The 22,491-nt window shown below is 68.1% G+C and carries 20 protein-coding genes; 13 read left to right on the forward strand and 7 right to left on the reverse strand.

The features are described from left to right. The first annotated feature begins 20 nt into the window (after nucleotides 1-20). From EV192_RS31950 to EV192_RS31965, 4 genes are read left to right on the forward strand one after another with little or no spacing between them, the layout of a single operon-like run. Nucleotides 21-1,376: an ABC transporter substrate-binding protein gene (locus EV192_RS31950; protein ID WP_132122061.1), complete on the forward strand. Its 1,356-nt coding sequence runs from the start codon at nucleotides 21-23 to the stop codon at nucleotides 1,374-1,376. Further along, entirely contained in the window at nucleotides 1,373-2,311 is a 939-nt protein-coding gene (locus EV192_RS31955) for a carbohydrate ABC transporter permease (RefSeq protein ID WP_243727209.1), read from the forward strand. The genes EV192_RS31950 and EV192_RS31955 overlap by 4 nt, the downstream gene beginning before the upstream one ends. After that, on the forward strand, nucleotides 2,308-3,180 hold the full coding sequence (locus EV192_RS31960; protein WP_165960724.1) for a carbohydrate ABC transporter permease: 873 nt from the start codon (nucleotides 2,308-2,310) through the stop codon (nucleotides 3,178-3,180). The genes EV192_RS31955 and EV192_RS31960 overlap by 4 nt, the downstream gene beginning before the upstream one ends. A gap of 48 nt (nucleotides 3,181-3,228) precedes the next feature. Beyond that, nucleotides 3,229-5,937 carry a DUF7402 domain-containing protein gene (locus EV192_RS31965; protein ID WP_132122063.1) on the forward strand — a complete coding sequence of 903 codons (2,709 nt, stop codon included), beginning with the start codon at nucleotides 3,229-3,231 and terminating at the stop codon, nucleotides 5,935-5,937. A gap of 41 nt (nucleotides 5,938-5,978) precedes the next feature. Here EV192_RS31965 and EV192_RS31970 read toward each other — a convergent pair whose 3' ends face one another. Next, complete coding sequence (locus tag EV192_RS31970; protein WP_132122065.1) at nucleotides 5,979-6,749, reverse strand: phytanoyl-CoA dioxygenase family protein; 771 nt, start codon at nucleotides 6,747-6,749, stop codon at nucleotides 5,979-5,981. Between the two features lie 70 nt (nucleotides 6,750-6,819). Here EV192_RS31970 and EV192_RS31975 point away from each other — a divergent pair, with 70 nt between their 5' ends. Next, a complete protein-coding gene (locus EV192_RS31975) occupies nucleotides 6,820-7,653 on the forward strand; it encodes a helix-turn-helix transcriptional regulator (RefSeq protein WP_132122067.1) in 834 nt (277 codons plus the stop codon). Nucleotides 7,654-7,669: 16 nt separating this feature from the next. On the opposite strand, the gene EV192_RS31980 is transcribed toward EV192_RS31975, so the two are convergent. Continuing rightward, nucleotides 7,670-8,299, reverse strand: a complete 630-nt coding sequence (locus tag EV192_RS31980; RefSeq protein WP_132122069.1) for a TetR/AcrR family transcriptional regulator — start codon at nucleotides 8,297-8,299, stop codon at nucleotides 7,670-7,672. 97 nt (nucleotides 8,300-8,396) lie between these two features. Between EV192_RS31980 and EV192_RS31985 the strand changes: the two genes are divergently transcribed. Both EV192_RS31985 and EV192_RS31990 read left to right on the forward strand, forming a co-directional pair. Continuing rightward, nucleotides 8,397-9,140 carry a carboxymuconolactone decarboxylase family protein gene (locus EV192_RS31985; RefSeq protein WP_243727210.1) on the forward strand — a complete coding sequence of 248 codons (744 nt, stop codon included), beginning with the start codon at nucleotides 8,397-8,399 and terminating at the stop codon, nucleotides 9,138-9,140. A gap of 78 nt (nucleotides 9,141-9,218) precedes the next feature. Then, nucleotides 9,219-10,289, forward strand: a complete 1,071-nt coding sequence (locus tag EV192_RS31990; RefSeq protein ID WP_132122480.1) for a calcium:cation antiporter — start codon at nucleotides 9,219-9,221, stop codon at nucleotides 10,287-10,289. 42 nt (nucleotides 10,290-10,331) lie between these two features. On the opposite strand, the gene EV192_RS31995 is transcribed toward EV192_RS31990, so the two are convergent. Then, on the reverse strand, nucleotides 10,332-11,555 hold the full coding sequence (locus EV192_RS31995) for a glycosyl hydrolase family 8 (RefSeq protein WP_132122071.1): 1,224 nt from the start codon (nucleotides 11,553-11,555) through the stop codon (nucleotides 10,332-10,334). A 109-nt stretch (nucleotides 11,556-11,664) separates the two neighbouring features. After that, a complete protein-coding gene (locus tag EV192_RS32000) occupies nucleotides 11,665-13,683 on the reverse strand; it encodes a glycine/sarcosine/betaine reductase component B subunit (RefSeq protein ID WP_132122073.1) in 2,019 nt (672 codons plus the stop codon). 77 nt (nucleotides 13,684-13,760) lie between these two features. Here EV192_RS32000 and EV192_RS32005 point away from each other — a divergent pair, with 77 nt between their 5' ends. Next, complete coding sequence (locus EV192_RS32005; RefSeq protein ID WP_132122075.1) at nucleotides 13,761-14,297, forward strand: CGNR zinc finger domain-containing protein; 537 nt, start codon at nucleotides 13,761-13,763, stop codon at nucleotides 14,295-14,297. Nucleotides 14,298-14,311: 14 nt separating this feature from the next. Here EV192_RS32005 and EV192_RS32010 read toward each other — a convergent pair whose 3' ends face one another. Further along, nucleotides 14,312-14,950 carry a TetR/AcrR family transcriptional regulator gene (locus EV192_RS32010; RefSeq protein WP_165960725.1) on the reverse strand — a complete coding sequence of 213 codons (639 nt, stop codon included), beginning with the start codon at nucleotides 14,948-14,950 and terminating at the stop codon, nucleotides 14,312-14,314. A 147-nt stretch (nucleotides 14,951-15,097) separates the two neighbouring features. Here EV192_RS32010 and EV192_RS32015 point away from each other — a divergent pair, with 147 nt between their 5' ends. Genes EV192_RS32015 through EV192_RS56930 form a run of 3 tightly spaced genes read left to right on the forward strand, consistent with a single transcriptional unit; the run spans nucleotide 15,098 to nucleotide 16,879 of the window. Continuing rightward, nucleotides 15,098-15,919: an SDR family NAD(P)-dependent oxidoreductase gene (locus tag EV192_RS32015; protein ID WP_132122079.1), complete on the forward strand. Its 822-nt coding sequence runs from the start codon at nucleotides 15,098-15,100 to the stop codon at nucleotides 15,917-15,919. Beyond that, nucleotides 15,916-16,737, forward strand: a complete 822-nt coding sequence (locus EV192_RS32020) for an SDR family NAD(P)-dependent oxidoreductase (RefSeq protein WP_132122081.1) — start codon at nucleotides 15,916-15,918, stop codon at nucleotides 16,735-16,737. Before EV192_RS32015 ends, EV192_RS32020 begins: the two co-directional genes overlap by 4 nt. Nucleotides 16,738-16,744: 7 nt before the next feature. Beyond that, nucleotides 16,745-16,879, forward strand: coding sequence for a hypothetical protein (locus EV192_RS56930; protein WP_279494562.1), 135 nt, complete (start codon nucleotides 16,745-16,747; stop codon nucleotides 16,877-16,879). On the opposite strand, the gene EV192_RS32025 is transcribed toward EV192_RS56930, so the two are convergent. Then, the gene (locus tag EV192_RS32025; RefSeq protein WP_132122083.1) at nucleotides 16,864-18,453 is read right to left on the reverse strand and encodes an alpha/beta fold hydrolase; all 1,590 of its coding nucleotides are present in this window, start codon (nucleotides 18,451-18,453) and stop codon (nucleotides 16,864-16,866) included. The two genes, EV192_RS56930 and EV192_RS32025, sit on opposite strands and share 16 nt — an antisense overlap. 279 nt (nucleotides 18,454-18,732) lie before the next feature. Between EV192_RS32025 and EV192_RS32030 the strand changes: the two genes are divergently transcribed. Beyond that, nucleotides 18,733-20,751: a phosphocholine-specific phospholipase C gene (locus tag EV192_RS32030; RefSeq protein WP_165960726.1), complete on the forward strand. Its 2,019-nt coding sequence runs from the start codon at nucleotides 18,733-18,735 to the stop codon at nucleotides 20,749-20,751. A gap of 20 nt (nucleotides 20,752-20,771) precedes the next feature. Continuing rightward, complete coding sequence (locus tag EV192_RS32035; RefSeq protein ID WP_165960727.1) at nucleotides 20,772-21,425, forward strand: TMEM175 family protein; 654 nt, start codon at nucleotides 20,772-20,774, stop codon at nucleotides 21,423-21,425. Nucleotides 21,426-21,431: 6 nt separating this feature from the next. On the opposite strand, the gene EV192_RS32040 is transcribed toward EV192_RS32035, so the two are convergent. Next, the gene (locus EV192_RS32040; RefSeq protein WP_132122089.1) at nucleotides 21,432-22,451 is read right to left on the reverse strand and encodes a UDP-N-acetylglucosamine 2-epimerase; all 1,020 of its coding nucleotides are present in this window, start codon (nucleotides 22,449-22,451) and stop codon (nucleotides 21,432-21,434) included. Between the last annotated feature and the right edge of the window lie 40 nt (nucleotides 22,452-22,491).

Consider the following 22,491-nt stretch of genomic DNA (forward strand, 5'->3'; position numbering starts at 1 on the left):
ATCCAGATCCGGGAGTCCCCATGAGACACTCGCTGGCCCTCTGCCTCGCTATCCCCCTGATCACCGCGGCCGTGGCATGCGGCACCGCCGACCCCGGGCAGACGGCCGGGACGGTCGAGATCACCGTGATGGGGCGGCCTTTGGTGGCCGACGTGGCCGGACGAAAGTGGTTCGACGACAAGGTCGCCGCGTTCGAGGCCGCGAACCCCGGCATCAAGATCAAGCCGTCGGACGCGACCTGGGACGCACGCAGCTTCGCCGCGCGGCTGGCGGGCGGGAACGTCGAGACCGTGATCCGGGTACCGCTGACCGAGCCCGCCGCGCTGATCGCCCGCACGCAGGTCGCCGACATCACCACCGAGGCCAAGGCACTGCCGAGCTGGGCGTCGTTCGACCCCAAGGTGCTTGAGCCGGTGACGAAGGACGGCAAGGTCTACGGCGTTCCGGAGAACATGTACGCCCTCGGCGTCGTCTACAACCGCGAACTGTTCACCAAGGCGGGCCTCGACCCGGACCGGCCACCGACCACATGGGACGGACTGCGCGCCGCCGCCAAGCAGATCAAGGACCGCACCGGCGCGATCGGCTTCGGCGCGATGACCACCAAGAACGCCGGTGGCTGGCACCTCACCGCCCAGACGTACTCCTACGGCGGCACCATGGAGCGGGTCGAGGCGGGCCAGGCGGTCGCGTCCTTCGCCGACGGGCCGGCCGAGCAGGTCCTGAACCTGCTCAAGCAGATGCGCTGGACCGACGACTCGATGGGCACCCAGCAGCTGCGCAGCCAGGACGACATGAACAAGGACTACGCCGCCGCCAAGGTGGCAATGCAGATCAACGCGCCTGACTACTACGCCGCCTACGTCCAGAACTTCGGCGGCGACCCGGCGAAGTTCGGCATGGCCGCACTGCCCCAGGGCGGCGGCAACACGACGCTCGTCGGCGGGACCATCGACATGATCAGCGCGAAGGCGACGCCGCAACAGCGTGCGGCGGCGGTGAAGTGGATCGACTACATCTACCTGAAGGTGATCTCCGATCCCGCCGCCGCGGTCGAGTACAACAAGAGCCGGGCCGCCGACAACCTCCCGGTCGGCGTTCCGGTGCTGCCACTGTTCACTCAGGACACCCAGGACAAGGTCAACGCCGCCATCGCGTCCTACGTCAACGTGCCGACGAAGAACTTCAAGCCCTTCCTGGAAGGGACGAAGAACCTGCGCTACGGGCCCGAGCCCGCCGTCGCCGCCCAGGAGTTGTACGGCGTGCTCGACGCGACGGTGCAAGCGGTGCTGACCAAGCCAGACGCCGATGTCCATGCCCTGCTGAGCGAAGCAAGTGACCGGGTGAACGCGATCCTGAAGCAGAAGCAGCAGTGACGGCCACGGCAGCGGTCGCGGTGCCCGCGAAAGCTCCAGCGGCACCCGGCCGTCGCCGCCTCGGCCGGCGCGGCGGTCGGGGCGGCTGGGCCGCGCTGGCCTTCCTCGCGCCGGCGCTGCTGACGTTCGGGTACTTCGCGTGGTGGCCGATGATCTCCAGCGTCGTGCTCGCGTTCCAGCGGACCAACCTGATCGATCCGGCGCGGTGGGTCGGCTGGGACAACTTCCGCACCCTGTTCGCCGACCCGCTGCTGGCCAAGGCGGCCGGGAACACGCTGTGGTTCACCATCCTGGCGCTGGTGATCGGCTTCCCGGTGCCGCTGGTGCTCGCCGTCATGATGTCGGAGCTGCGCCGCCTCGGCGGCCTGATGCGGGTGCTGGTCTACCTGCCGGTGGCGATGCCGCCGGTGGTGGCCGTGCTGCTGTGGAAGTGGTTCTACGACCCGGACTTCGGCCTGTTCAACAAGCTGGCCGGACTGGTCGGGGTCGCCCCGCTCAGCTGGTTGCAGTCGGCGGGCACCGCGATGCCGAGCCTGGTGCTTGAGGCAACCTGGGCGACCGCGGGCAGTACGGTGCTGATCTATCTCGCGGCGCTCGCCGGTGTGTCCAGGGAGCTGTACGACGCCGCCGAGATCGACGGAGCCTCGATCTGGCGCCGGCTCTGGCATGTGACGCTGCCGCAGTTGCGCGGCATCCTGCTGCTGATCCTGCTGCTGCAGGTGATCGGCACGTTCCAGGTCTTCACCGAGCCGTTCGTGATGACCGACGGCGGACCGGACGACGCGACCGTCACAGTGCTCCTGCTGCTGTACCGGTACGCGTTCGTGTACGGCGACTACGGAGCGGCTGCCGCGCTGAGCGTACTGCTGGTCATCACCCTCGGCCTGCTGTCGGCGACGTACCTGAGGCTGACGCGCCGGTGGAGCAGCCGATGAACCGGGGCGTGGTGTCGTCGTTCGACCGGCGCCGGTCGTCGGTGCGGATCACTTTCGGCACAGCTCAGGTGGTGATCGTGCTGGCCGTGGCGCTTGCCGGGGCGGGACCGCTGTACTGGGTGTTCAAGGGTTCGGTGTCCGACACCCAGGAGCTGCTGTCGAATCCGCTCGCGATCTGGCCCCAGCCGACGCACTGGGACAACCTCACCAAGGCGTGGACCGACCTGCAGATCGGGCACTATCTGGCCAACACGGTGGTGCTGGTGGCCGGTTCCTGGCTGTGTCAGGTGGTGGTCGCGCTGACCGCGGGCTACGCGCTTTCGATTCTCCAACCACGGTACGGCCGATACCTGTACGGCGCGATCCTGGCCACGCTGTTCGTCCCGGGCACAGTCGCACTGGTAGCCCTCTACCTGGTGATCCTTGACCTGCCCGGATTGCACGTCTCGATCGCCAACACACCGTTCGCGGTCTGGCTGCCCGCCGGGGCGCAGGCGTTCAACGTGCTGATCGCCAAGCAGTTCTTCGACACCATTCCGCGCGAGCTGCTGGAGGCGGCCCGGGTCGACGGCGCCGGGTCGTGGGTGCTGTTCCGGCGGATCGTGCTGCCGATGTCGAAGCCGATCATCGCGGTGATCTCGCTGCTGGCGGTGATGGCGTCCTGGAAGGACTTCCTGTGGCCGCTGGTGGCGATCACCGACCAGCAGTCGCAGCCGCTGTCGGTGGCCCTGCCGCGCCTGGCCGCGTCCTCCGACCAGGCGCTGCTGATCGCAGGACTGTTCATCGCACTGCTGCCGCCGCTGCTGATCTTCCTGATCTTCCAGCGCCAGATCGTCCGCGGCATCGGCTTCACCGGGGTGAAGGGCTGACCCGGCTCCACCGCTGACCCATCGCAGGTGAGGGTAAGGAGTACGACGATGTACCGACGCAGAAGGAAAATCACGTTACCCAGGTGGTCCTCGTTGGCCGCGATATCGGTGTTCACGGCCGCGCTCTCGATCGCCGCCGCCACGCAGGCGCCGGCACAGGGCCCGAGGATCGCGGCCGCGAGCGTGACCGCGAACTTCGCGGGCGACGACGGGGTCGGCCATCCGGAGGTGTTCGGCTCGGGCATCAACGTCCCGGCGCTGACCGACCCGGACAAGATCGAGACACTGCACCAGACCGGCACCCGGTTCATCCGCGGTGACGTGTATCTGGGCCATATCCTGCCGACCACGACCATCGCGGACTACCTCGCCGCGATGCCCGCGGGGACCGGTGTCGCCGATTCGAACACCTGGGACTGGAGCAACTACGGGTGGATCGATCAGCACCACGACCGCGGCACCAAGACGATCCTGATTCTCAGCTACTCGGTGGACTGGCTCGGCTCCACGCCGGGTGGCGGTGCGATCGACTACTCGCCGCCCAACGGCGCGGACGGCTTCCGGGTCTACCGGGACGTGATCTCGAAGATCTTCAAGCGGTTCCGCGACAAGATCGACCTGATCGAGGTGTGGAACGAGCCGGACGGCGGCTTTCTTGGTTCGCCGTCGCTGATCACCGCCAGCGACAAGCTGAACGCGTACAAGGACATCTACGCCAGCGCGGCGGCAGGCATCCGCGACGTGGAGACGGCCCAGCCCAACGGCAAGCGGATCCCGATCGGCGGTCCGGCGATGTCCGGCCCGGATCCCGTGCAGCACGACCCGGACAACAGCGAGGTCGACTGGGCCAAGGGGCTGCTCACCGACTCCCGCACCGCCGCCAACGTCGACTTCCTCAGCTACCACACGTACGACCGCGGATCCACCGCGGGCGAGGCCGTCCAGACGTGGCGGAAGGCGGCGGTGGACGCGGGCCGGGCAACCGACTTCCCGGTGTACGTGACCGAGTGGAACTACGACCCGCGGTACGTCCCGTTGATTCCGATGAACGGCAACGACCCGAACACGATCAGCTATGCCGCCGCCCGGCTGACGGCGTTCCTCAAACAGCACGCGAACGGGACGAACTTCTTCGCGGACAACGACGAACTGGTCGTCCCGCCGTTCTTCGGGGTGCACGGCAACGGCATGCTCCCCCCGAAGGCGCGCACCTACCGGCTGATGTCCGTCGACCTCGGCCTCGGCGCGGGCGACAACACGTTGCGGCCGGTCAGTTTCCCGTCCTCGATCAGCGACGCGGGCGCCGCCACGACCGCCAACGGTGACCGGGTCGCCTGGGTGGTCAACAACACGGCCGACGCGCAGGACGTGGACCTCAACCTCAACGGCCTCGGCGGGGCCACCACCACGACGGCGACCATCTTCGAGGCGAGCCCGAACCAGACCCAGGTGCGGCCGAAGGCGTCCGTTCCGCTCACCGTCTCCGGCGGGTCGGCGACCGTCCGGTTCGCCGCGCCGGCCCACTCGGTTGTCGGTGTCCGGCTGGCGTCCTATCCGATCGCGGACAGCGAGAACCTCGCCCCTGGCGCCACAGTCACACCGTCCTCAGTGTCCGCCGCGGTGCCACAACTGAACGGCGCCCGCGTCGTGGACGGCATTGTCGGCGTGCACGAAACAGGTGAGTGGGCGTCGAACCAGGAGCTGACCCCGAACATCCGACTGGACTGGACAACACCACAGGCGGTCGGTCGGGTGGCGCTGTACGACCGTGCCAACCCGACCGACCGGATCCTGGCCGGCCGGCTGGAGTTCAGCGACGGCACGACCGTGCAGGTACCGGAGTTGCCCAACGACGGCACCGGCAAGGTGGTGTCCTTCCCGGTCCGCGACGTGACCTGGATGAGGTTCGTGGTGACCGACGGAGCCGGTCTGAACGTGGGCCTTTCCGAGCTACAGGTGTTCGCCGGTGGCAACGTCGCCAGGGACGGCACGGTCACCACGTCGTCGCAGGCCAACCTCGACGTGAACGGCCAGCTCAAGGCGACTGACGGAATCACCACCGCCGCGGGCGAGTGGGTGTCGACGGAGACCAACCCCTGGATCCGGATCAGCTGGGTGAACAGCCAGGTCCTGGACCGGATCGTGCTCAGCGACCGGCCCGGACCGGTCAACGCCAACAGCGGCACGCTGACCTTCAGCGACGGCACCTCGGTACCGGTCACCGGCATCCCCGCCAACGGCGCCCCGAAAGTGGTGTCGTTCCCGGCCAGGCCGGTCACCTGGGTGAAGTTCCAGGTCACCGGTGGGTCGGGCACCGGCGTGGGGCTGGCCGAGCTCCGGGCCCTGACCACGGGCAACGTCGCCTCCAGTGCCGTGGTCACCGCGACCAGCACGGCGCCGGAAGCCCCGACACTGACGCCGGCCGCGGCCACCGACGGCGTGATCAACCAGTGGGACGCCGGCGAATGGGCCTCGAACGGCGAGCCCAACCCCCGGATCCGGCTGACCTGGGCAACAGCGCAGAACCTGCGGCGGGTGGTGTTGTACGACCGCGACAACCCGATCGACTTCACCACCGGTGGGACGCTCACCTTCAGCGACGGCAGCAGTGTCCCGGTGTCGGGGATGGACAACAGCGGCGTCGGCAAGATGGTCACGTTCGCACCCCGGTCGGTGACCTGGGTCGAGTTCCAGGTCACCGGCACCGCCTCCAGTTGGCGGCTGGGGCTGTCGGAGATCGAGGCGTACGTCGGCTGACCGCTGAACCCCTCTCTGGCCGCCCGGTGGCCAGAGAGGGGTCAACCGCTGTCCCGGAAGGGGTAGTGCCGGGCGGGGTCGAAGCGCGGGCGCGGCTGATAGCTGTTCACGCCGGGTTCGCCCTGGAGGTGGAACGCGCTGGGATAGGGAACCTCGGCGTCGGTGATGCGGGTGGATGTCGGGATGTAGCGAATGGTCAGTCCGCACCGGCGATCCGGCGAGGTGTTGGCCCCGCTGCCGTGCACGATGTTCGGGTGGTGCACCTCGACGTCACCCGGCCGCAGAACCATGTCGACGGCGGCGGATTCGTCAACGGCGACGGCGATCTCCTTGCCCAGCACGCTCTGCACGGCGTCGTTGCCGCGCATCGGCTCGATCCGGCCGTGGTGGCTGCCGGGGACCAAGCGGACGCAGCCGTTGGCCGGCGTCGAGGCGTCCACCGCCAGCCACAGGGTCACCACCCGCATCGGCTCCAGCGGCCAGAACGCGGCGTCCTGGTGCCACAGCACGGGCTGACCGGAGTACGCCGGCTTGGCGATGTAGTGCGAGGCGAACAACGCGAGGTCCGGTCCGACGAACAGCTCGGCGATCCGCAGCAACCGCGGGTCGCTGACCACCCGCAGCCAGAACGGGTCGTCGCGCAGGTAGACGTGGCCGAGCTGCTCCGGCCGCACGTCCGGGTGCCGCGCCTGCAGCCACTCGACGTGGCCGCTCACCTCGTCGATCAGCTCGGGATCGATCACGTCGCGGAAGAGGGCGTAGCCATCACGGTCGTACGACGCCAGTGTGTCTGCTGGACTGTGGATTCTCATGTTGTCAATCGTGCGTGAAACGGCCCATGTCGGATAGCAACATACGCGCAGAAATTTGTACTCTGTTGACATGCCGCTGATGCTGCGGTTCGAGTTGCACGCGCTCGGCCGGCCCTACCACGCGGCGCTGGTCCGGGTAGGCCCGCGCGCCGACTCGGCGCCCCACGCCCATGTCGACTTCCACGAGCTGATGTGCGTGGTCGGCGGCCGCGGCCAGCACCTGCTGGCGCACGGCCCGGAGCCGCTGGCCGAGGGCGACGTCGTGCTGGTCCGGCCGTGGGACCGGCACGCGTTCACCGGCCGCGGACCGGACGGGCTGGAGTTCGTGAACGTGGCCTTCCCGAGCTCGGTCTGGCGTGGCTTCTGCGATCTGAGCGGGATCGGGGCGGACTGGGAGAACGCACCAACGCCGCCGACGCTGCGGCTCGACCCGGCGCCTGCCGGCGCGGCCTTCCAGACCGTGCTCGACAGGTTCCACGCGGGGCCGACCACGGTCGACCTGTTGCGGTTCTGGACCGATCTGCTGTCGCTTGTCCCGCAGCCGCCTGAGCCTGCCGTCGCCCGCGGTACGCCGCCCTGGCTGGCCGACGCCTGCCGGGCGATGCGCCGGGAGGAGAACCTGCGCCTTGGCACGCCGCGACTGGTGGAGCTGGCCAGGGTCAGCCCGGCACATCTCGCCCGGTCGGTGCGGCGGCACTACGGCGTGACGCCGACCGCGTTGGTCGCAGGGCTGCGGCTCGAACTCGCCGCCACGCTCCTGGCCGGGTCCGCCGAGCCGGTGTCCACCATCGCCACCCGCACCGGGTTCGCCAGCCAGTCGTACTTCACCCGGTGCTTCCAGGAGGCATACCGGATGCCGCCACGCGAGTTCCGCCAACGCGCGCAACGCGCGTTCGTGCCGTGACCGGCCAGCACCCGCGTCAGGCCGTTTGTCCTAGGGCGACGCCGACGAGCTTGACGAGAAACCGGTCGATCTGTTCCACCGCGGGAGGCCAGGGCAGGTCGGGCTCGTTGATGCGCTGCGTCAACATGCCGTTCACGGCCGTGCGCAGATCGAGGGTGACGATGGACGCGTCTCCAAGTGGGGCGACTCCGGCATCCATGCACCGCTGCACCGCCGCCCTGGTCCGGGCGACCAGTACTTCTTTGAACGGCATGCCGAGCTGTCGGTGGACCTTGCTTTCGTGGAGCACTTTGTAGAGGCCAGGGTGCTCCTGCGCCCAGGCCGCCTGGGCCAGGATGCGCGCCCGCAGCTGCGCCGCCGGTTCCCGCTGCGCCGCCTCGGCGTCGTCCCCCGCCTGGACCAACTCGTGATGGCAGCGCTCCAGCGCGGCCAGCACCAGCGCGTCACGGTCGGGAAAGTGCAGATAGACCGAGGTCGCGGCGATCGACACCGCACGTGCCACGGCACGCAAGGACAGGTCGGCGTCGTCGGCGAGGTCGTCCAGCATCGGCACGGCGGCCGAAATGATCTCCTCGCGCAGCCGTTCGCCCTGGCCGCGCGCGTTGGGACGGCGGCGGTCGGGCGGCGGGGCAGACGTGCGGTCCATTGCCGCCCATTGTAACTGAACAGCTGTAGCGCTATGGTCGTACACAAATGCGTGTACAGCTGTAGCGCTACACCTGTCTATCCAAGGAGCGTCCCCGTTGACCATCACGAACGACCACGACCGGAACCCCACCACCAAAGCCAACCTCGACCTGGTGACCACGCTGGACCCGGTGTTCGCCCAGATGGCGGGCGCCACCGTCGACCATGTCTGGGCGATTGCGCAGCTGACCGATCGCGAGAAGGTGTTCCTGTGCGTGGTGGCCGACGTCTGCCACCCGAGCCTCGGCCTACCGTTCGAACTGCACATTCGCGGCGGCCTGGCCCGCGGGGTGTCCACAGGGGACATCCGGGCGCTGCTTCGGCTCATCTCCTACGACAGCGGGTATCCGGCGGCGCTGGCCGCGTTCGACCGGCTGGCCGAGATCGAGGCGGCGGCCGGACTGCCCCACCCGGACGCCGAGCCGCTGGCCGCCGAACTGCTGCACACCGGACCCGACGCGGCCGCCAGCCCGCTGCCAGCGCCGATCCGCGCCCAGTTGCTGGACCTGGACGCCCATTTCACCGAGCATTTCGACCTGCAGTCACGACTGCGGTCGGTGACCGGTCCCGGCACACTCACCGTCCGGGAACGAGCGTTCGCGACGATGAGCATCGACGTGCATTACCAGACGCTGGAGGAGACATTCAGGGCGCACGTCGGCCGAGCACTGAGCGGCGGAGCGTCCCCTGAGGACGTACGGGCCGTCCTTCGTTTCAATGCCCAGTTCGGCGTGACCAAGGCATGGCGCGCGTGGAAGGCACTCAACGTCCTGCTCGCCGAACTCGACCCGACCGCCTGACGCGGTCTCCACCGGCACGCGCACAGTCAGGAGTTGTGTCAGGGTGAGGCGGTGATCGTCAAAAGTCGATGGCCACCGCTGTCCTGGGCGACCGTTGTCCCGGTGCTCGGTATCGTCGTACTGGGCATCGCATGGGGCCGCGACCTCGGCGTTGTCTTCGTCGTGCTCGTGGCGCTCGTTCTTGGCGGTACCGTGCTGGCGGCGGTGCACCATGCCGAGGTCGTGGCCCATCGGGTGGGCGAGCCATTCGGGTCACTCATCCTGGCCGTGGCGGTCACGGTCATCGAGGTCGCGCTGATCGTCACGCTGATGATCTCCGGCGGGCCGGACGCCGCCTCGCTCGCGCGGGACACTGTGTTCGCCGCGGTCATGATCACCGCCAACGGCATCGTCGGCATCTCGCTACTGCTGGGCGCGCTGCGCTACGGCGTGACGTTGTTCAACTCCGAAGGCACCGGCGCGGCACTGGCGACGGTGACCACACTGGCCACGCTGAGCCTGGTGCTGCCGACGTTCACGACGAGCCACCCCGGCCCCGAATTCTCCCCCGCCCAACTCACCTTCGCGGCGCTGGCCTCGCTGGCGCTGTACGGACTGTTCGTCTTCACCCAGACCGTGCGCCACCGCGACTTCTTCCTCCCCGTCACCTCGGACGGCGGCGTCGAGACCGAGGAACACACCCCACCGCCGTCCAGGCAGGCAGCGCGGATCAGCCTCGGGATACTGCTCGTCGCCCTGGTCGCCGTGGTCGGACTGGCGAAAGTGGAGTCCCCCGCCATCGAATCCGCGGTGCGAGCCGCGGGCTTCCCGCCGTCTTTCGTCGGCGTCGTGATCGCCCTGCTGGTGCTGCTGCCGGAAACCCTGGCCGCCAGCCGGGCGGCACTGCGGGAGCAGGTGCAGATCAGCCTCAACCTCGGTTACGGCTCCGCGATGGCGAGCATCGGCCTGACCATCCCGGCGATCGCCCTCGCCTCGGTGTGGCTCGATGGACCGTTGCTCCTCGGCCTCGGCCCCACCCAGATGGTGCTGCTCGCGCTCACGGTCGTGGTCAGCGTGCTCACAGTGGTACCCGGCAGAGCGACGCGGCTCCAGGGCGGAGTGCACCTCGTCCTACTCGCCGCGTTCCTGTTCCTGGCGATCAATCCCTGACTGGTGGCGGGGAGGCCTGACTCCCCGCCACCTTGGACGACGTCAGGACGCGGGCGTCCAGTAGTCACCGGCCATCACGATGTAGACGAGCATCTTGATGGTTTCGCCGTAGTACGTGTCCCCGAACGGGTTGGTGGCCAGGTACTTCCACAGCGCGTCCGTCCACGCCTGGTCCCCCGCGGCCATCGCGGCCACACCCACCGGGTCGTTGGCGCACTCGCACTGGTCCCCTGTCTGCGTCGGCGTGCCGTCCAGCTTGGTGTGCGGGTAGATCTTGGCCGGGTTGCCGCCCGCCTTCGCCTTGTAGCTGGCTGACTGCTTGGTGGCCACGTTCTTCGTCACCGGGCTGCCGTAGACCAGCGCGTCGGTGCCCATATGCCACGGCACACGCACCGAGTTGTAGCCGACGATGTTGTCCGGCTGGGATTCCTGGTAGTCCGCGGGCGCCGGCTTCGGGCTGGTGCCGTTGGCCCCCACCACGAAGTCCGACAACAGGTTCGCGGTCGGCGAGTACTTGGCGGTGAACTCCTGGATCACGGCCTCGGTCCGGGTGACCACCTTGTTCCAGTCGTGCGCGGAGTCGTACGCCGCGAACGCCCGCAGGTGGTCCAGCATGAAGTCGGACGGCCGGGCGTCGTTGTCCGGGCCGTCGTCCTCGCACTTGAGGTGACCGTCGGGCGCCACGTCGGCGGCGTAGAGCTTGGCCAGCCAGTCCGTGGCCGCCGCGGTGTAGCCGCCCCACTGCTTGTCCGCCAGGATCAGGCCGTAGCCGATGTCCAGGTCACCGTCGGTGGCCGCGTCCGGGGTGCCGGAGTCGGCGTACTTGCAGGTGCTGCCGTCGATCTTCCACTGCATCATGCCCTTGCTGTCGCGGTGGTCCTTGACGACCTTCCACAGTCCGTCGAACTCCGCCTTGGCGCTCGTGTCGTAGCCGGCCATCAGCGGCACGATGTTCATGCCGTAGCCCTGCGCCTCGGACACCGTGCCCTTGCCCGGCGCGTCACCGGTGGCATAGACGAGGTAGCCGCCACAGGCCGCCCGCAGGTAGGCCTTCTTCCACGAGTCGTACTGCTTCCTGACCGCCGCGTCCCGGTCGGCCTGGCTGGCCGACGGCACAACGCCCGTCCGGTACGTGACATGGGTGGGAAAGGGGTGGTTCTCGCCCGCGGCCGTGGCGGGAGATGCCGTGGAGACCAGCACGGACAGGGAAACCGTCACGGCGGCTGTGGCGGCGGCCGCCGCCAGCCGACCGGGTCGATCGCGCATCGCTCACTCCCGTTAGGAAAGTTTCTTAACTAAGTGGCGGCCTCCCCAGGGTGACGTCCGGTACGCCCGCTGTCAAGGCATGAAGCCGGCGGACGAGCTGGATCGTGGATCAGGTTCGGTACGACTCGGGAAGGTGGGTGATGTGACCTGGTGTGCGGGCGGTGTCCAGCAACTGGATGGCGCTGGTGAGGATCCGGCGTTGTTGCGCGGGATCGTGTGGGGCTCCCAGTGCGGCGCCCATGGGTGTGTCGGTGGCGGCGATGCGGGGCGCGCCGAGCTGTGCGGCGACGGTGGGCAGCGACGCGATGATCACGGTCGGGATGCCGGCCTGCTCGATCAGCCGCTGCAGAACCACAGCGGACCGGTGGCAACTGCCGCAGGCGCCGATCAGGACCACGGCGTCCGTGCCGGTGTCTTGCAGGCGCTGCACGAGCGTGGGGCCAGTGCGGGTGCGGACAAGCTCGATCTCCGTGCCGCCGCCCTGCATGGCGAAGTGCACTGGTGCGACACCGCGGATCACGCCGTCCGTGGCCAGTTCCCGGAGCCGTTCGAGCGGGAAGAGACAGTTCGGGTCGGCGTTGACGTCGGAGTTGTCGTAGCTGCCCGAGGCGAAGGTGATCTCTGTCGACGGCGTGGCGGCGGGTATCTCGCGCAGGCTGTAGTCGGCGTACGGGCGGAACGGTTGGTCGGCCCGGCAATGCGCCCCGGCGGAGGACACCAGTGTCACGACCGTCTTCGCGAGTGGGTGGCGCAGTGCCGCGAGCGGAGGCGGCGCCGTCGCGGACACCGGGACCTCGCTGCGGATTCCCGGGGTCAGGGTGGGCGGACCGCCCGCGGCCGCGGCGTCGACGAGCCGCTGGTTGTCGTCGACCACGTGGGGATCCCACGCGCGCGGCGTCGGTTCGACGTCCGCGCCGAACATCAGTGTCTTCAGCATCGCGACGCAGCGCCGCCCGTCCGCGGCGTCGGCGGTGTTCTCCCCCAGGACGTCGGACTCCTGTCCGGACGCCGCCTTGTTCACCTCCACCATCGCGAACATGTACTCGTTGCCGACCACCATCCCCCGTGCCGCCGACCAGCAGACGCCGACCGTAGGCGTGCCGTACTTGGCGATTTCCGCGATCTCGGCGGCGAAGTCGATGTGGTTGTTGCCGAATCCTTCGGTGGCCACCACCGCGCCGTCCACCCCCAGTGCGGCGACCGCGGCGCCGACTCGCTCGGCGACGAACCGCTTGCCGGCCTCCTCCGCCGGGCTGCCGGCCACGAGCACCCCGGTCAGGTGCAGTTGCGGGTCGTTCGCCAGCGCGGTGACCAGTGGGTCACGGAAGTAGTGCAGCGTGGTTTCCTTGCTGGACGGGCCCACGCAGCACAGTGAGTGCAGGGCGCCGTCGCGAACCTCGTTGACCCGCAGGAACATCGGCAGGTTGCCGAGGTCGATGAGCGACGTGGCGCCGGCGACGCCGCCTGGTGCCGTGGGAAGCACGAGGTTCTCGTGCATCGCGCCCTGTCCCATCACCAGCTTGACCAGCGCGACCCTCGAACCGCGGGCCTCCGGCTCGTCGAGCACCCGATGCTCGACGATCGCGCCAGCTGGGGCGGCGAGCAGGGCGTCGCGCAGGCGGTCGGCGACGAGATCGGCGGCCCGGTGGGCGGCGGCGGGACCGCGGCGTTCCATCCGGTGGCCGGCGTGCACGGTCACCGCCACGCGGATGATCCAGTCGCTCGGGTCCGGAGTGCCGGCGGCGGAACCGGCCAGCCGCTCGGCAAGGACGCCTGCGGAGTTGCCGGCCTCGCCGAGCTGCCTGCCGTCGGTGTCCACGCCCGTGAGCACGAGCACGGCGCCACGCGCGATCCTGGTGGTGCCGTTGCCGATTCCACCGTCCACTTTGGCCGCGAGGGGCATGACGTCCAGGACGGTGTCGCACGGGGTGTCCCGCTCATCGGGTGCGATCACGTCGACCGTGACCGCTGCCACCGAGGGAACCGCGATGTCGTCGGCGATGCCCCGGGCGACGTGCAGCGTGGCGTCGTCCCATCGGGTGGCTTCGCCGACCGCGACTGAGCGTACGAGCACGATGTCCTGGGTCAGCTGGGGTGGGGGAAGGACGGCACAGTCGCAGTGGATCATGAAATCACCCTCGTCGTGCGTCAGGAGCGAATTGAGGTACGTTCCTGACGGTAGGGCCGGCGGCGATCAGGAGTCAAATGAACTTCGGTACTTACGCGGGTCGGGCGTTGCACACCGCGGTGGATTTGATCAACAGCGACGACCTGTCGACCGGGGAGGCCGCCGCGACCCTGTTGCGGGACCGAGGCTGGACCGTGGACCAGCCGCTGACGCCAGACGAGGTCGAACGTCTGCGCGCGCTGCGGCCGGTATTGCGGTACATCTTCACCAGCTCAACGCCGCACGACGGCGTACGGCACCTCAACGCCGTACTCGCGGACATGCGTGCCTTACCGCAACTCACCAACCACGACGGCGCCTGGCACTGGCACTACGTCCAGCCCGACGCGGACCTGGTCGACCGAGTCACCACCAGGTGCGCGGTCGCGCTGCTCTCGGTAGTCGCAGACGCGGGGGCTAGCAGGCTACGCACCTGCGCGGCCGACGACTGTACGAACGTCTTCGTCGACCTGTCCCGAAACTCCGCACGACGATTCTGCGACGCTCGCACCTGCGGCAACCGGACACACGCCGCCGCATACCGGGCCCGACGCCGCGACAACCAGCCGCAGTAACCCATCGGCCAGGGCTATCGACTGCGTCCGTCGAGGAGTTCGGCGATCCGCGGGTCGATCGCCACGTCGCCGGTGTCCAGCGCGGTCGCCACGGCTGTCCGAAACGCCGACACGGCGAGATCCACCAGCGTGGCGCGTGGCACGTCCCGATGGCGCAGGTGATCGATCACGACCTCGTTGAAGTAGCCCAGCCACCCGCGCATGACGGTACGTAGCACCGGCGGATACGGCTCGGTGGCGCCGATCTCGTCGAGAATCTGCTGGATGACACCCCTCTGCAGGGTCTCGATGATGTCCTGGACGTCGTCGTCCGCGCCGAGCCCACCGCGCAGGACGGCCAGAAACCCCGCAGCGTTGTCCTCGGCGTAGGCGATATGCCGGTCGAGCGCGAGGCGCAGGCGTTCGACCGGGTCCGTCGCCTGGTCGAGCACGGCGGCTCGGGCTTCCCGCAGACTGTTCGCGGCGTGCTCGATGGTGGCCAGGTACAGCCCGCGCTTGTTGCCGAAGTGGTGGGCGATCAACCCGTAAGCGACGTGCGCCCGCTTCGCGATGGCCACGGTGGTGACCTGGTCGTACGGCCGTTCGGCGAACAGTTCACCGGCCGCCCGGAGCAGTCGGTGGCGCCGATCGGACACGTCGATCGCGGGGCTCATGGACCGAGCGTAGGACTCAGTCATTGGGCTCGGCGATCACAGGGTTGTCAATCGCACCGTGTCTTGACGTCGACTTCGTCCGTGACCTACCTTCGCGTACTGACTGATAATCAGTCAATCTCAGGGGACGGCCGCAAAGGATCAGCCATGAGATCAGGTATGACGTTGGCCGGTGCGCGGGTGCTGGTGACCGGCGCGTCTTCGGGGTTGGGGCGCGCGCTGTCGATCGCACTGGCCGAACGCGGTGCCCGGCTCACGGTGGTCGCCCGTCGCGAACCGGAACTCAGTGCGCTGGCAGACCAGATCGCCACGGCCGGACACCCGTCCCCGCATGTCGTCGTCGCCGATCTGACCAGCGGTGACAGCCCGAGACAAGTGGCCGCGAAGGCCCTCGCCGAGATGGGCGGAGTCGATGTTCTGATCAACAACGCCGGTTCGCACATGGTCGACTCGCTGATCAACATCGGTGACGCCGACGTGGCTCGCGCGGTGTTCGAAATCCACCTCTGGGCACCACTGGCGCTGACCGCCGCACTGCTGCCCACGATGCGCGGCAACGGCGCGATCGTCAACGTGACCGCGACGATGGAAGGCCTGCCCGCCCCTTTCGGGGGCTACTACGCCGCCTCCAAGTCCGCGTTCTCCCAGGCAACCCGTTCGCTGCGGCACGAACTGCGGCACACCCCGGTCCGTGTCCTCGAAGTGTCGCCCGGACCCAACGACACACCGGCCCGCCACCTCGGCTTCGGCGCCGTGCCGTGGCGCACGAGTCCACCATCGCTGCCCAGCGCCGCCCCAGCGGACACCGCCCGGATCGTGGTGCGGGCGCTTCAGAGCGGCCGGGACCGGGTCACTCATCCGGGCTTCGCCCGCGCGCCAAGCGAACTGCCCGTTCTCGGCAGGCTCATCACCGCCTTCGTCACCCGTCGCATCGACACCAGCCGACCAGTCAAGGAGCCGACCCCATGACCGCCCTCTCCGGCGCCCGGATCCTGCTCACCGGCGGCTCCAGCGGCATCGGCCGGGCCCTCGCACTCAAGCTCGCCGACCGGGGAGCTCGACTCGCGGTCGCCGCCCGGCGAGAACCACAGCTCACCGAACTGGCGGCCGAAATCGCCGGCAACCGCCATCCGGCTCCGTACGTACTGCCCGTCGACCTGTCCGTCCGCGGCGCGGCAGCGGATCTCGCCGACAAGGCGACACGCGTACTGGGCGGAGTCGACATTCTGATCAACAACGCCGGAGTTGGCCTGGTCGACTCGCAGGCCCGCCTTGGCGACTCCGCGGCCGCGCGGGCCTCTTTCGAAACGAACTTCTGGTCGCCGCTGGCGTTGACCACCGCCCTGCTGCCCGGGATGCGGGCCGCGGGCACTGGGACGATCGTCAACGTCACCTCGACGATCCAAGCCGTACCGCTGCCGTTCCTGGGCTACTACGCCGCCGCCAAGATCGCGTTGGCGCAGGCCACCCGGTCCTTGCGCAACGAGCTCCGGCACACGCCGATCCGAGTGCTGGAGGTCGTGCCCGGCGCGACCGACACCGGCCTGCGCGACATCAACAAACTGCCGTGGCACGGCGGACGCCCTCCGCGCACGCTTCCCCCGGTACCACCCGAGGCGGTCGCCGCCGCCACCGTGCGCGCGCTCGAACGCGACCACGATCGCGTCATCCACCCCGCGTACGCCACGCTTCCCATCGAACTGCCGATCGTCGGCCGGCTCGTCGCCGCCGTCGGCGCCCGCCGCGTCGACACCACCTACCATCCGGCCGAGGAGATCGCCCAGTGACCGCGCGATGGTCATCGCCAGCGACGTCGCCCTGGGCATCGGGGCCCTCGCGCTCGCCCGGCAGAGCGAACGCGAGGGCGCCTACGCGGACCTGGGCCCAGGCCACAGGTTCCGCGACCTCGACACCTACTTCTTGGTATAGGGCTCGGCCGGCTTGAGATCGGTGGTGATGTCGGGCTCGGGCAGCACCGTGCCGGCCTTCGGCAGGGTTGCGTCGTTCAGGTAGTCCATGACGGTACTGTCGATCTCGCTTTGGCCACGGCCGAAGACACCGTGGTCGCCGCCCTCGACGGTGGCCAGCGTCCCACCCATCTTCTTCGCCATCGCCACACCGCCCTGATACGGCGTCGCACCGTCATGCTTCGATTGCAGGACAAGCGGTTTGACCTTCAGCTTCGTGCCGCTGAGCGACTCCTGGGTGACCGTCGCGTACACCGGGTTGGACGTACATTGCATGCCCACACGTGCGCCGGATGCCCCCAGGTCCAACGCGTCGTCAAGACCCAGGAAGATCCCGCCCATCTTCCCGAGGTAGTCCAGAAGGTACCCGAGGGAGGCGAGAGTGCCGTCCTTCTTGTCCTCGCCGCACGTGATCGTTTTCTGCACCGCGAGGTTCGCGTCCCCGCTCAGTGCGGCTGCGCCGGACAACGCGTCCAACTGCTTGGTGTCCTTGGCATCCTTGTTCGTGTCGGCCAGGCCGGTGGCCAGATAGGGCCACAGCTGTCGCGAGTAGGTGGCGCTGAGGGTGGCCGAGGCCAGGACGTTCTTGCCCCGGTCCGCGCTCTGCGAAGCGGCGAAGATGCTGTCCCAGGTCACGGTCAGGGTGGTCCACCAATCCCTGACCTGGGTGAACCAGTTGTCGTCCTTGTCGTCCGGCGGCTTGATCGGGAACATGCCGCCGGTGGCGACGGCCACCTTGCTCCAGGTCTGCCAGACCTGGCGGGCGGTCTTGCCGAGACCGTAGTCGCTGTCGTGGTCGGCCGCCCAGGAGAAGAAGTCGTTGATCCGCTGCCGCCGGTTCAGGCTCTGCTGCGCGAACTCCTCGTGCCAGATCCAGTCGGGCCCGACCGACGAGTCGAGCACCAGACGGTTCACGTTGGCGGGGAACAAACTCGCGTACACGGCGCCCAGATAAGTGCCGTAGGAGTACCCAAGGTAGTTGATCGTGTCCTCGCCAAGGGCCTTGCGCACCTCGTCCATGTCGCGCGCGGTGTTCGCGGTGGTGATGTCCGACATGTAACCCTTGTCAAGGTTGCAGTCGTCCTTGTCTGTCGGCCTCAACTGGAGGGCGACCGTACTTGTGCTGGCGTCCTTGCATTCCAGCGGTGTGGACAGCTGAAGACCGCGTGGTTGGACCGCGATCAGGTCGTAGTCGTTGACGAGATCCTTCGGCCACTTGTCCATCTTCCGGGACCACAGGTTCAGCCCGTCCCCACCAGGCCCGCCGGGGTTGCCGAACAGGACTCCCTTGCGGTGGTCGGAGTCCTTGGCCTCGATCCGGCTCACCGTGATCGTGATCTTCGTCCCGGCCGGATCCGAGTAGTCTTCGGGTACTTCAAGGGTCGCACATTTGGCGCCGTCGGCCGTGACATTCGCGTCGTCCGGACAGGAATCCCACGTCAGCTTCCCGTCGTCCGCTAAAGCTGGCACCCCGAGGGGCGTGACGCCGGCGAACAGTGCCGCCACAAGGGGCAAGGTCAACACACGTTTTTTCATGTACCGGTCTCCAGGGTGCTCAGGGTTTGTTCAGGTGCGAAAATGCTGACCGACGACAAATTCCTCGTCAATACAGCACAGGTTTCGCACCGACCTCCCGCACAGGGTGGACGACCGGCGTTGGCGAATACTATTTCGTTACGCGCGGATGACACGTCGGCAAACCACGAGAAAAAGTGCGCGGGTACGCGTTGACCTACATCGTCGCGCCGTGTTTCGTCCACGTCACCCTGACGTCGTTTCCACGGAGGTAGCGTTATGGCCGGATCCTTTCGACCGATGAGCCGACGACGATTCCTGGCCGGCTCGGCCACGACCGCGGCGGCCATGGCCCTGCCTGGCCAGGCATCGGCCGACCCCGCGCCGACCAAAGAGGCAACCATCGACCAGGTCGAGCATGTCGTTCTCCTCATGCAGGAGAATCGGTCGTTCGACCATTATTTCGGCACCCTGAAGGGAGTACGAGGGTACAGCGACCGGACACCGGTCACGTTACCGAACGGCAAGTCCGTGTTCTACCAGCCAAATCCGTGGGGACTGGGCGAGACGCTGCCCTTCCACCTCGACACGGGGACGACCAGGGCGACCTGTATGGACGCGCCGCCGATGAGCTACAAGGCGGACCTCAAAGCGTTGAACAAGGGGCACTACGACGGCTGGATCAAGGACAGGGTTCTGTGGGAAATCGAGCCCTCACGACAGGGCATGGGCTTCTTCAAACGCGACGACCTGCCCTTCTACCACGCGCTCGCCGAAGCGTTCACGATCTGCGACAACACGTTCTGCTCGACGCTGACCCGGACGAACTCGAACCGGTTGATGTTCTTCACCGGAACCAACGGCCTCTCGATAGACGGACATGTCGTGATAGAAAACGATGACATACCAAAATCGGGACTCTCCTGGACCACATACGCCGAGCGACTCCAGAAGAACGACATCTCATGGAAGGTGTACCAGCAGGAGGACAATTTCGACGACAACTCCCTGGCGTGGTTCACGCAGTTCAAGGACGCCGAGGCGGGCGACCCGCTGCACGACAACGGTATGGCCAAAGTGGACGACCTGGTCGACGCGTTCGCCGAGGACGTCAAGAACGACACCCTGCCGCAGGTGTCCTGGATCGTCGCGCCCGCGCACCTGTCCGAGCACGCCACCAACAGCCCGGCGAAGGGCGAGGACCTGACCGCCAGGCTGCTCAAGGCGTTGTGGGCGAGTCCCGACGTGTGGGCCAGGACCGTGTTCATCCTCAACTACGACGAGAACGGCGGCTTCTTCGACCACGTGCCGCCACCGCTGCCGAACTCGGACCTGGTCCAGGGCCACAGCACGGTCGACGTCAAGGGCGAGGTCAAGGATGGCAAGCCGATCGGGCTCGGTTTCCGGGTGCCGCAACTGATCGTGTCACCGTGGACGGCCGGCGGCTGGGTGTGTTCGGAGGTGTTCGACTTCACCTCGGTGCTGCGGTTCCTGGAGAAGCGGTTCGGTGTCGACGAACCGAACATCAGCGCGTGGCGGCGGGCGGTGTGCGGTGACCTGACGTCCGCCTTCGATTTCAGCGCACCGGACACGTCCGTTCCGGACCTTCCGGACACCTCGAAACGACCGGCCGAGGCCAAGAAGCAATGCTCGGACAACGCGGCGGTCTCCGTACCCTGGAAGCAAACCCTACCCACCCAGGAGCCTGGGCGCCGCGACGCCCGCACGCTGCCGTACGCGTTCGAGGCCAGTGCGGGGCACGATCCGGACAGCTCCAAGAACATCCTGATCACCATGACCAACACCGGCACGGCCGGGGTGTGCCTGACCGTGTACGCCACCGGCTACCGAACTGACGGCCCGTGGGTCTACACCATCGAAGCGGGCAAAAGCTGGTCCGACTACTGGAACGTGATCAACGACAAGAACCCGAACAGGAAAGGGGGCTACCAACTCGACCTGCATGGTCCCAACGGGTTCCTCCGGCAGTTCCGTGGCGATCTCAGCGTCGAGAACGCCAGCGGGAAGGCTTGGCCCCAAGTCAGTGGCTCGGCGCGGGACGGCAAGTACATCCTGGCACTGACGAACACCGGTGCCGCGGCTTGCGTCTTCACCGTGCGCGACACCCGCGACGACACCGCCACACGGCAAGAGGACACCACCTACACGGTCGAGGCCGCCAGCGCCGCGGAACACGAATGGAACCTGGACACCGACTACAACTGGTACGACCTGACTGTCACCGTGGACAGCAGCCCCCAGTTCCACCACCGCTACGCTGGGCACGTCGAGAACGGAAAGCCGTCCAAGAGCGGCTGATCGGTGAAAGGGCGCGTGGTGTGACGAGCAGCACAGAGTCCACTGAGGCCAAATCCACGGCGGGACACGGGCCGCCCGGGTTCACCGCGGAACGAATGGGGATGTTCACCGACGCCGTACTGGCGATCGCGATCACGTTGCTGGTGATCGAGATCAAACGGCCCGAGGGCGAGGACCTGGCGAGCGCGTCGGCACTGTGGCACTTCCTCACCCACGAGTGGGAGTCGTTCGTCGCGTTCGTGCTGGCCTTTTTCCTGCTGTGGTCGGTATGGCGCCGGCACCACTTCTTCATCGACCGGGTCGACCGGCTCACCCGCGCCACCGCCGGCTGGCACGCGCCGCTGTTGCTGCTGATCGCGTTCCTGCCGTTCCCGACCGCGCTGATCGGGCACGCGTTCGACAACCCGCTGGCGGTGTGCGTGTTCGCCGGGACCGAGGCGGCGCTGCTGGCCTGCGAGGCCGGACTGAAGGAGTCCGCGATCCGGTCCGGCAGCGTCCCCGGCGATCCGCGCGACGTACGCCGCTCGGCCAGCGGGTCCTGGGCGGTCGCCGCGTTCTTCGCGATCACCGGCGGGCTCGCGTGGTGGGTCAGCCACCTCCCGCTGGTCTGGCTGGCCGCGCCGCTCGCCGCGCACTTCGGCGGCCGGCTCATCGAACGGTTCAGGCCGCGCTGACCCCGGTCACCAGATCCACGACTCGCCGGCCACCACCTGGACGACCTGGGCGATCTTCAGGCTGGACAGCGCGTCCCCGAACGGGCACGGCACACTGGACAGTCGCTTGTGGACGAAAGCGATATCGTCGAGCATGGCCAGCGCACGTTTTGCGACGCCCTCGTACGGGCCGACCAGAGTGGCGAAGTCGGCGAGCACCTCCGGGCGTTCGGTGGAGCGGCGCAGCACGATCAGCGGCCGTTTGAGCACGGTGACCTCTTCCTGCACACCACCGGAGTCCGACACCACCAACGCGGCATGCCGGGCCAGGCTCAGGAACTCCTGGTAGTCCACCGGGGGCACCACGGTGAGCGGGTACAGCGCCGACGGCCGGCCGACCTGGTCGATCACGTCCGAAACGTGCGGGCACAAGGGCAGCAGGACCGGCCAACCCGCACGCGCCACCGCCATCAGTTCGGCCAGAACGAACTCCAGGGTGTCGGTCGTGTTCTGGTGGTGGATCGTCGCCAGCACATACCCGTCCGGCCGTACCCCGTGTCGCGACAGGTACCGCAACCGCTCGTTCTCCTCCGGCAGCGCGTTGGTCACCGCCTCGACCGCCAACGCGCCAGTACGCACCACCCGCGCCCGATCGATACTCTCCGCCAGAAGGTTGTCCACGTTGCCCGAGGTCGCGGCACACAGATAGTCGGACAGGTGATCGATCAGCACCCGGTTGTGCTCCTCGGACGTGTGCATGTCACGGCTGCGCAGGCCCGCGTCCACACGCAGTACGGGCGCGCCAGCCGCGTTCGCGGCCAGCGCGCCCTCCAACGCCGCCTCGGAGTCCCCTTGAACGACCACGAGGCTGGGTCGGCACCGGGTGAACAGCTCGGTCAGTTCGGCCGTGACCATCCGGTCGTGTCCGGTGTACACGAAGGCCTGCTGGACACCCACAGCCCTGATCACCGGTGTCATCCTGATCATCCCCGCCCGGCTGCCCAGCACGAACACCACCGAGCCCGGGGTGAGGAAAGTTCTGGTCATCGCCGTCCCTTCGGCAGGATGGCCTGGGCACGGCGGGGAG

This window comes from Actinocrispum wychmicini (assembly GCF_004345645.1).
Lineage (GTDB): Bacteria > Actinomycetota > Actinomycetes > Mycobacteriales > Pseudonocardiaceae > Kibdelosporangium > Kibdelosporangium wychmicini.

What these genes read in the sequence shown, in the direction of transcription:
- EV192_RS31950 (WP_132122061.1), top strand. Translation starts at nt 21, where the DNA reads ATGAGACACTCGCTGGCCCTCTGCCTCGCTATCCCCCTGATCACCGCG.
- EV192_RS31960 (WP_165960724.1), top strand. Translation starts at nt 2,308, where the DNA reads ATGAACCGGGGCGTGGTGTCGTCGTTCGACCGGCGCCGGTCGTCGGTG.
- EV192_RS31965 (WP_132122063.1), top strand. Translation starts at nt 3,229, where the DNA reads ATGTACCGACGCAGAAGGAAAATCACGTTACCCAGGTGGTCCTCGTTG.
- EV192_RS31970 (WP_132122065.1), bottom strand. Translation starts at nt 6,749, where the DNA reads ATGAGAATCCACAGTCCAGCAGACACACTGGCGTCGTACGACCGTGAT.
- EV192_RS31975 (WP_132122067.1), top strand. Translation starts at nt 6,820, where the DNA reads ATGCCGCTGATGCTGCGGTTCGAGTTGCACGCGCTCGGCCGGCCCTAC.
- EV192_RS31980 (WP_132122069.1), bottom strand. Translation starts at nt 8,299, where the DNA reads ATGGACCGCACGTCTGCCCCGCCGCCCGACCGCCGCCGTCCCAACGCG.
- EV192_RS31995 (WP_132122071.1), bottom strand. Translation starts at nt 11,555, where the DNA reads ATGCGCGATCGACCCGGTCGGCTGGCGGCGGCCGCCGCCACAGCCGCC.
- EV192_RS32000 (WP_132122073.1), bottom strand. Translation starts at nt 13,683, where the DNA reads ATGATCCACTGCGACTGTGCCGTCCTTCCCCCACCCCAGCTGACCCAG.
- EV192_RS32005 (WP_132122075.1), top strand. Translation starts at nt 13,761, where the DNA reads ATGAACTTCGGTACTTACGCGGGTCGGGCGTTGCACACCGCGGTGGAT.
- EV192_RS32010 (WP_165960725.1), bottom strand. Translation starts at nt 14,950, where the DNA reads ATGAGCCCCGCGATCGACGTGTCCGATCGGCGCCACCGACTGCTCCGG.
- EV192_RS32015 (WP_132122079.1), top strand. Translation starts at nt 15,098, where the DNA reads ATGAGATCAGGTATGACGTTGGCCGGTGCGCGGGTGCTGGTGACCGGC.
- EV192_RS32020 (WP_132122081.1), top strand. Translation starts at nt 15,916, where the DNA reads ATGACCGCCCTCTCCGGCGCCCGGATCCTGCTCACCGGCGGCTCCAGC.
- EV192_RS56930 (WP_279494562.1), top strand. Translation starts at nt 16,745, where the DNA reads ATGGTCATCGCCAGCGACGTCGCCCTGGGCATCGGGGCCCTCGCGCTC.
- EV192_RS32025 (WP_132122083.1), bottom strand. Translation starts at nt 18,453, where the DNA reads ATGAAAAAACGTGTGTTGACCTTGCCCCTTGTGGCGGCACTGTTCGCC.
- EV192_RS32030 (WP_165960726.1), top strand. Translation starts at nt 18,733, where the DNA reads ATGAGCCGACGACGATTCCTGGCCGGCTCGGCCACGACCGCGGCGGCC.
- EV192_RS32040 (WP_132122089.1), bottom strand. Translation starts at nt 22,451, where the DNA reads ATGACCAGAACTTTCCTCACCCCGGGCTCGGTGGTGTTCGTGCTGGGC.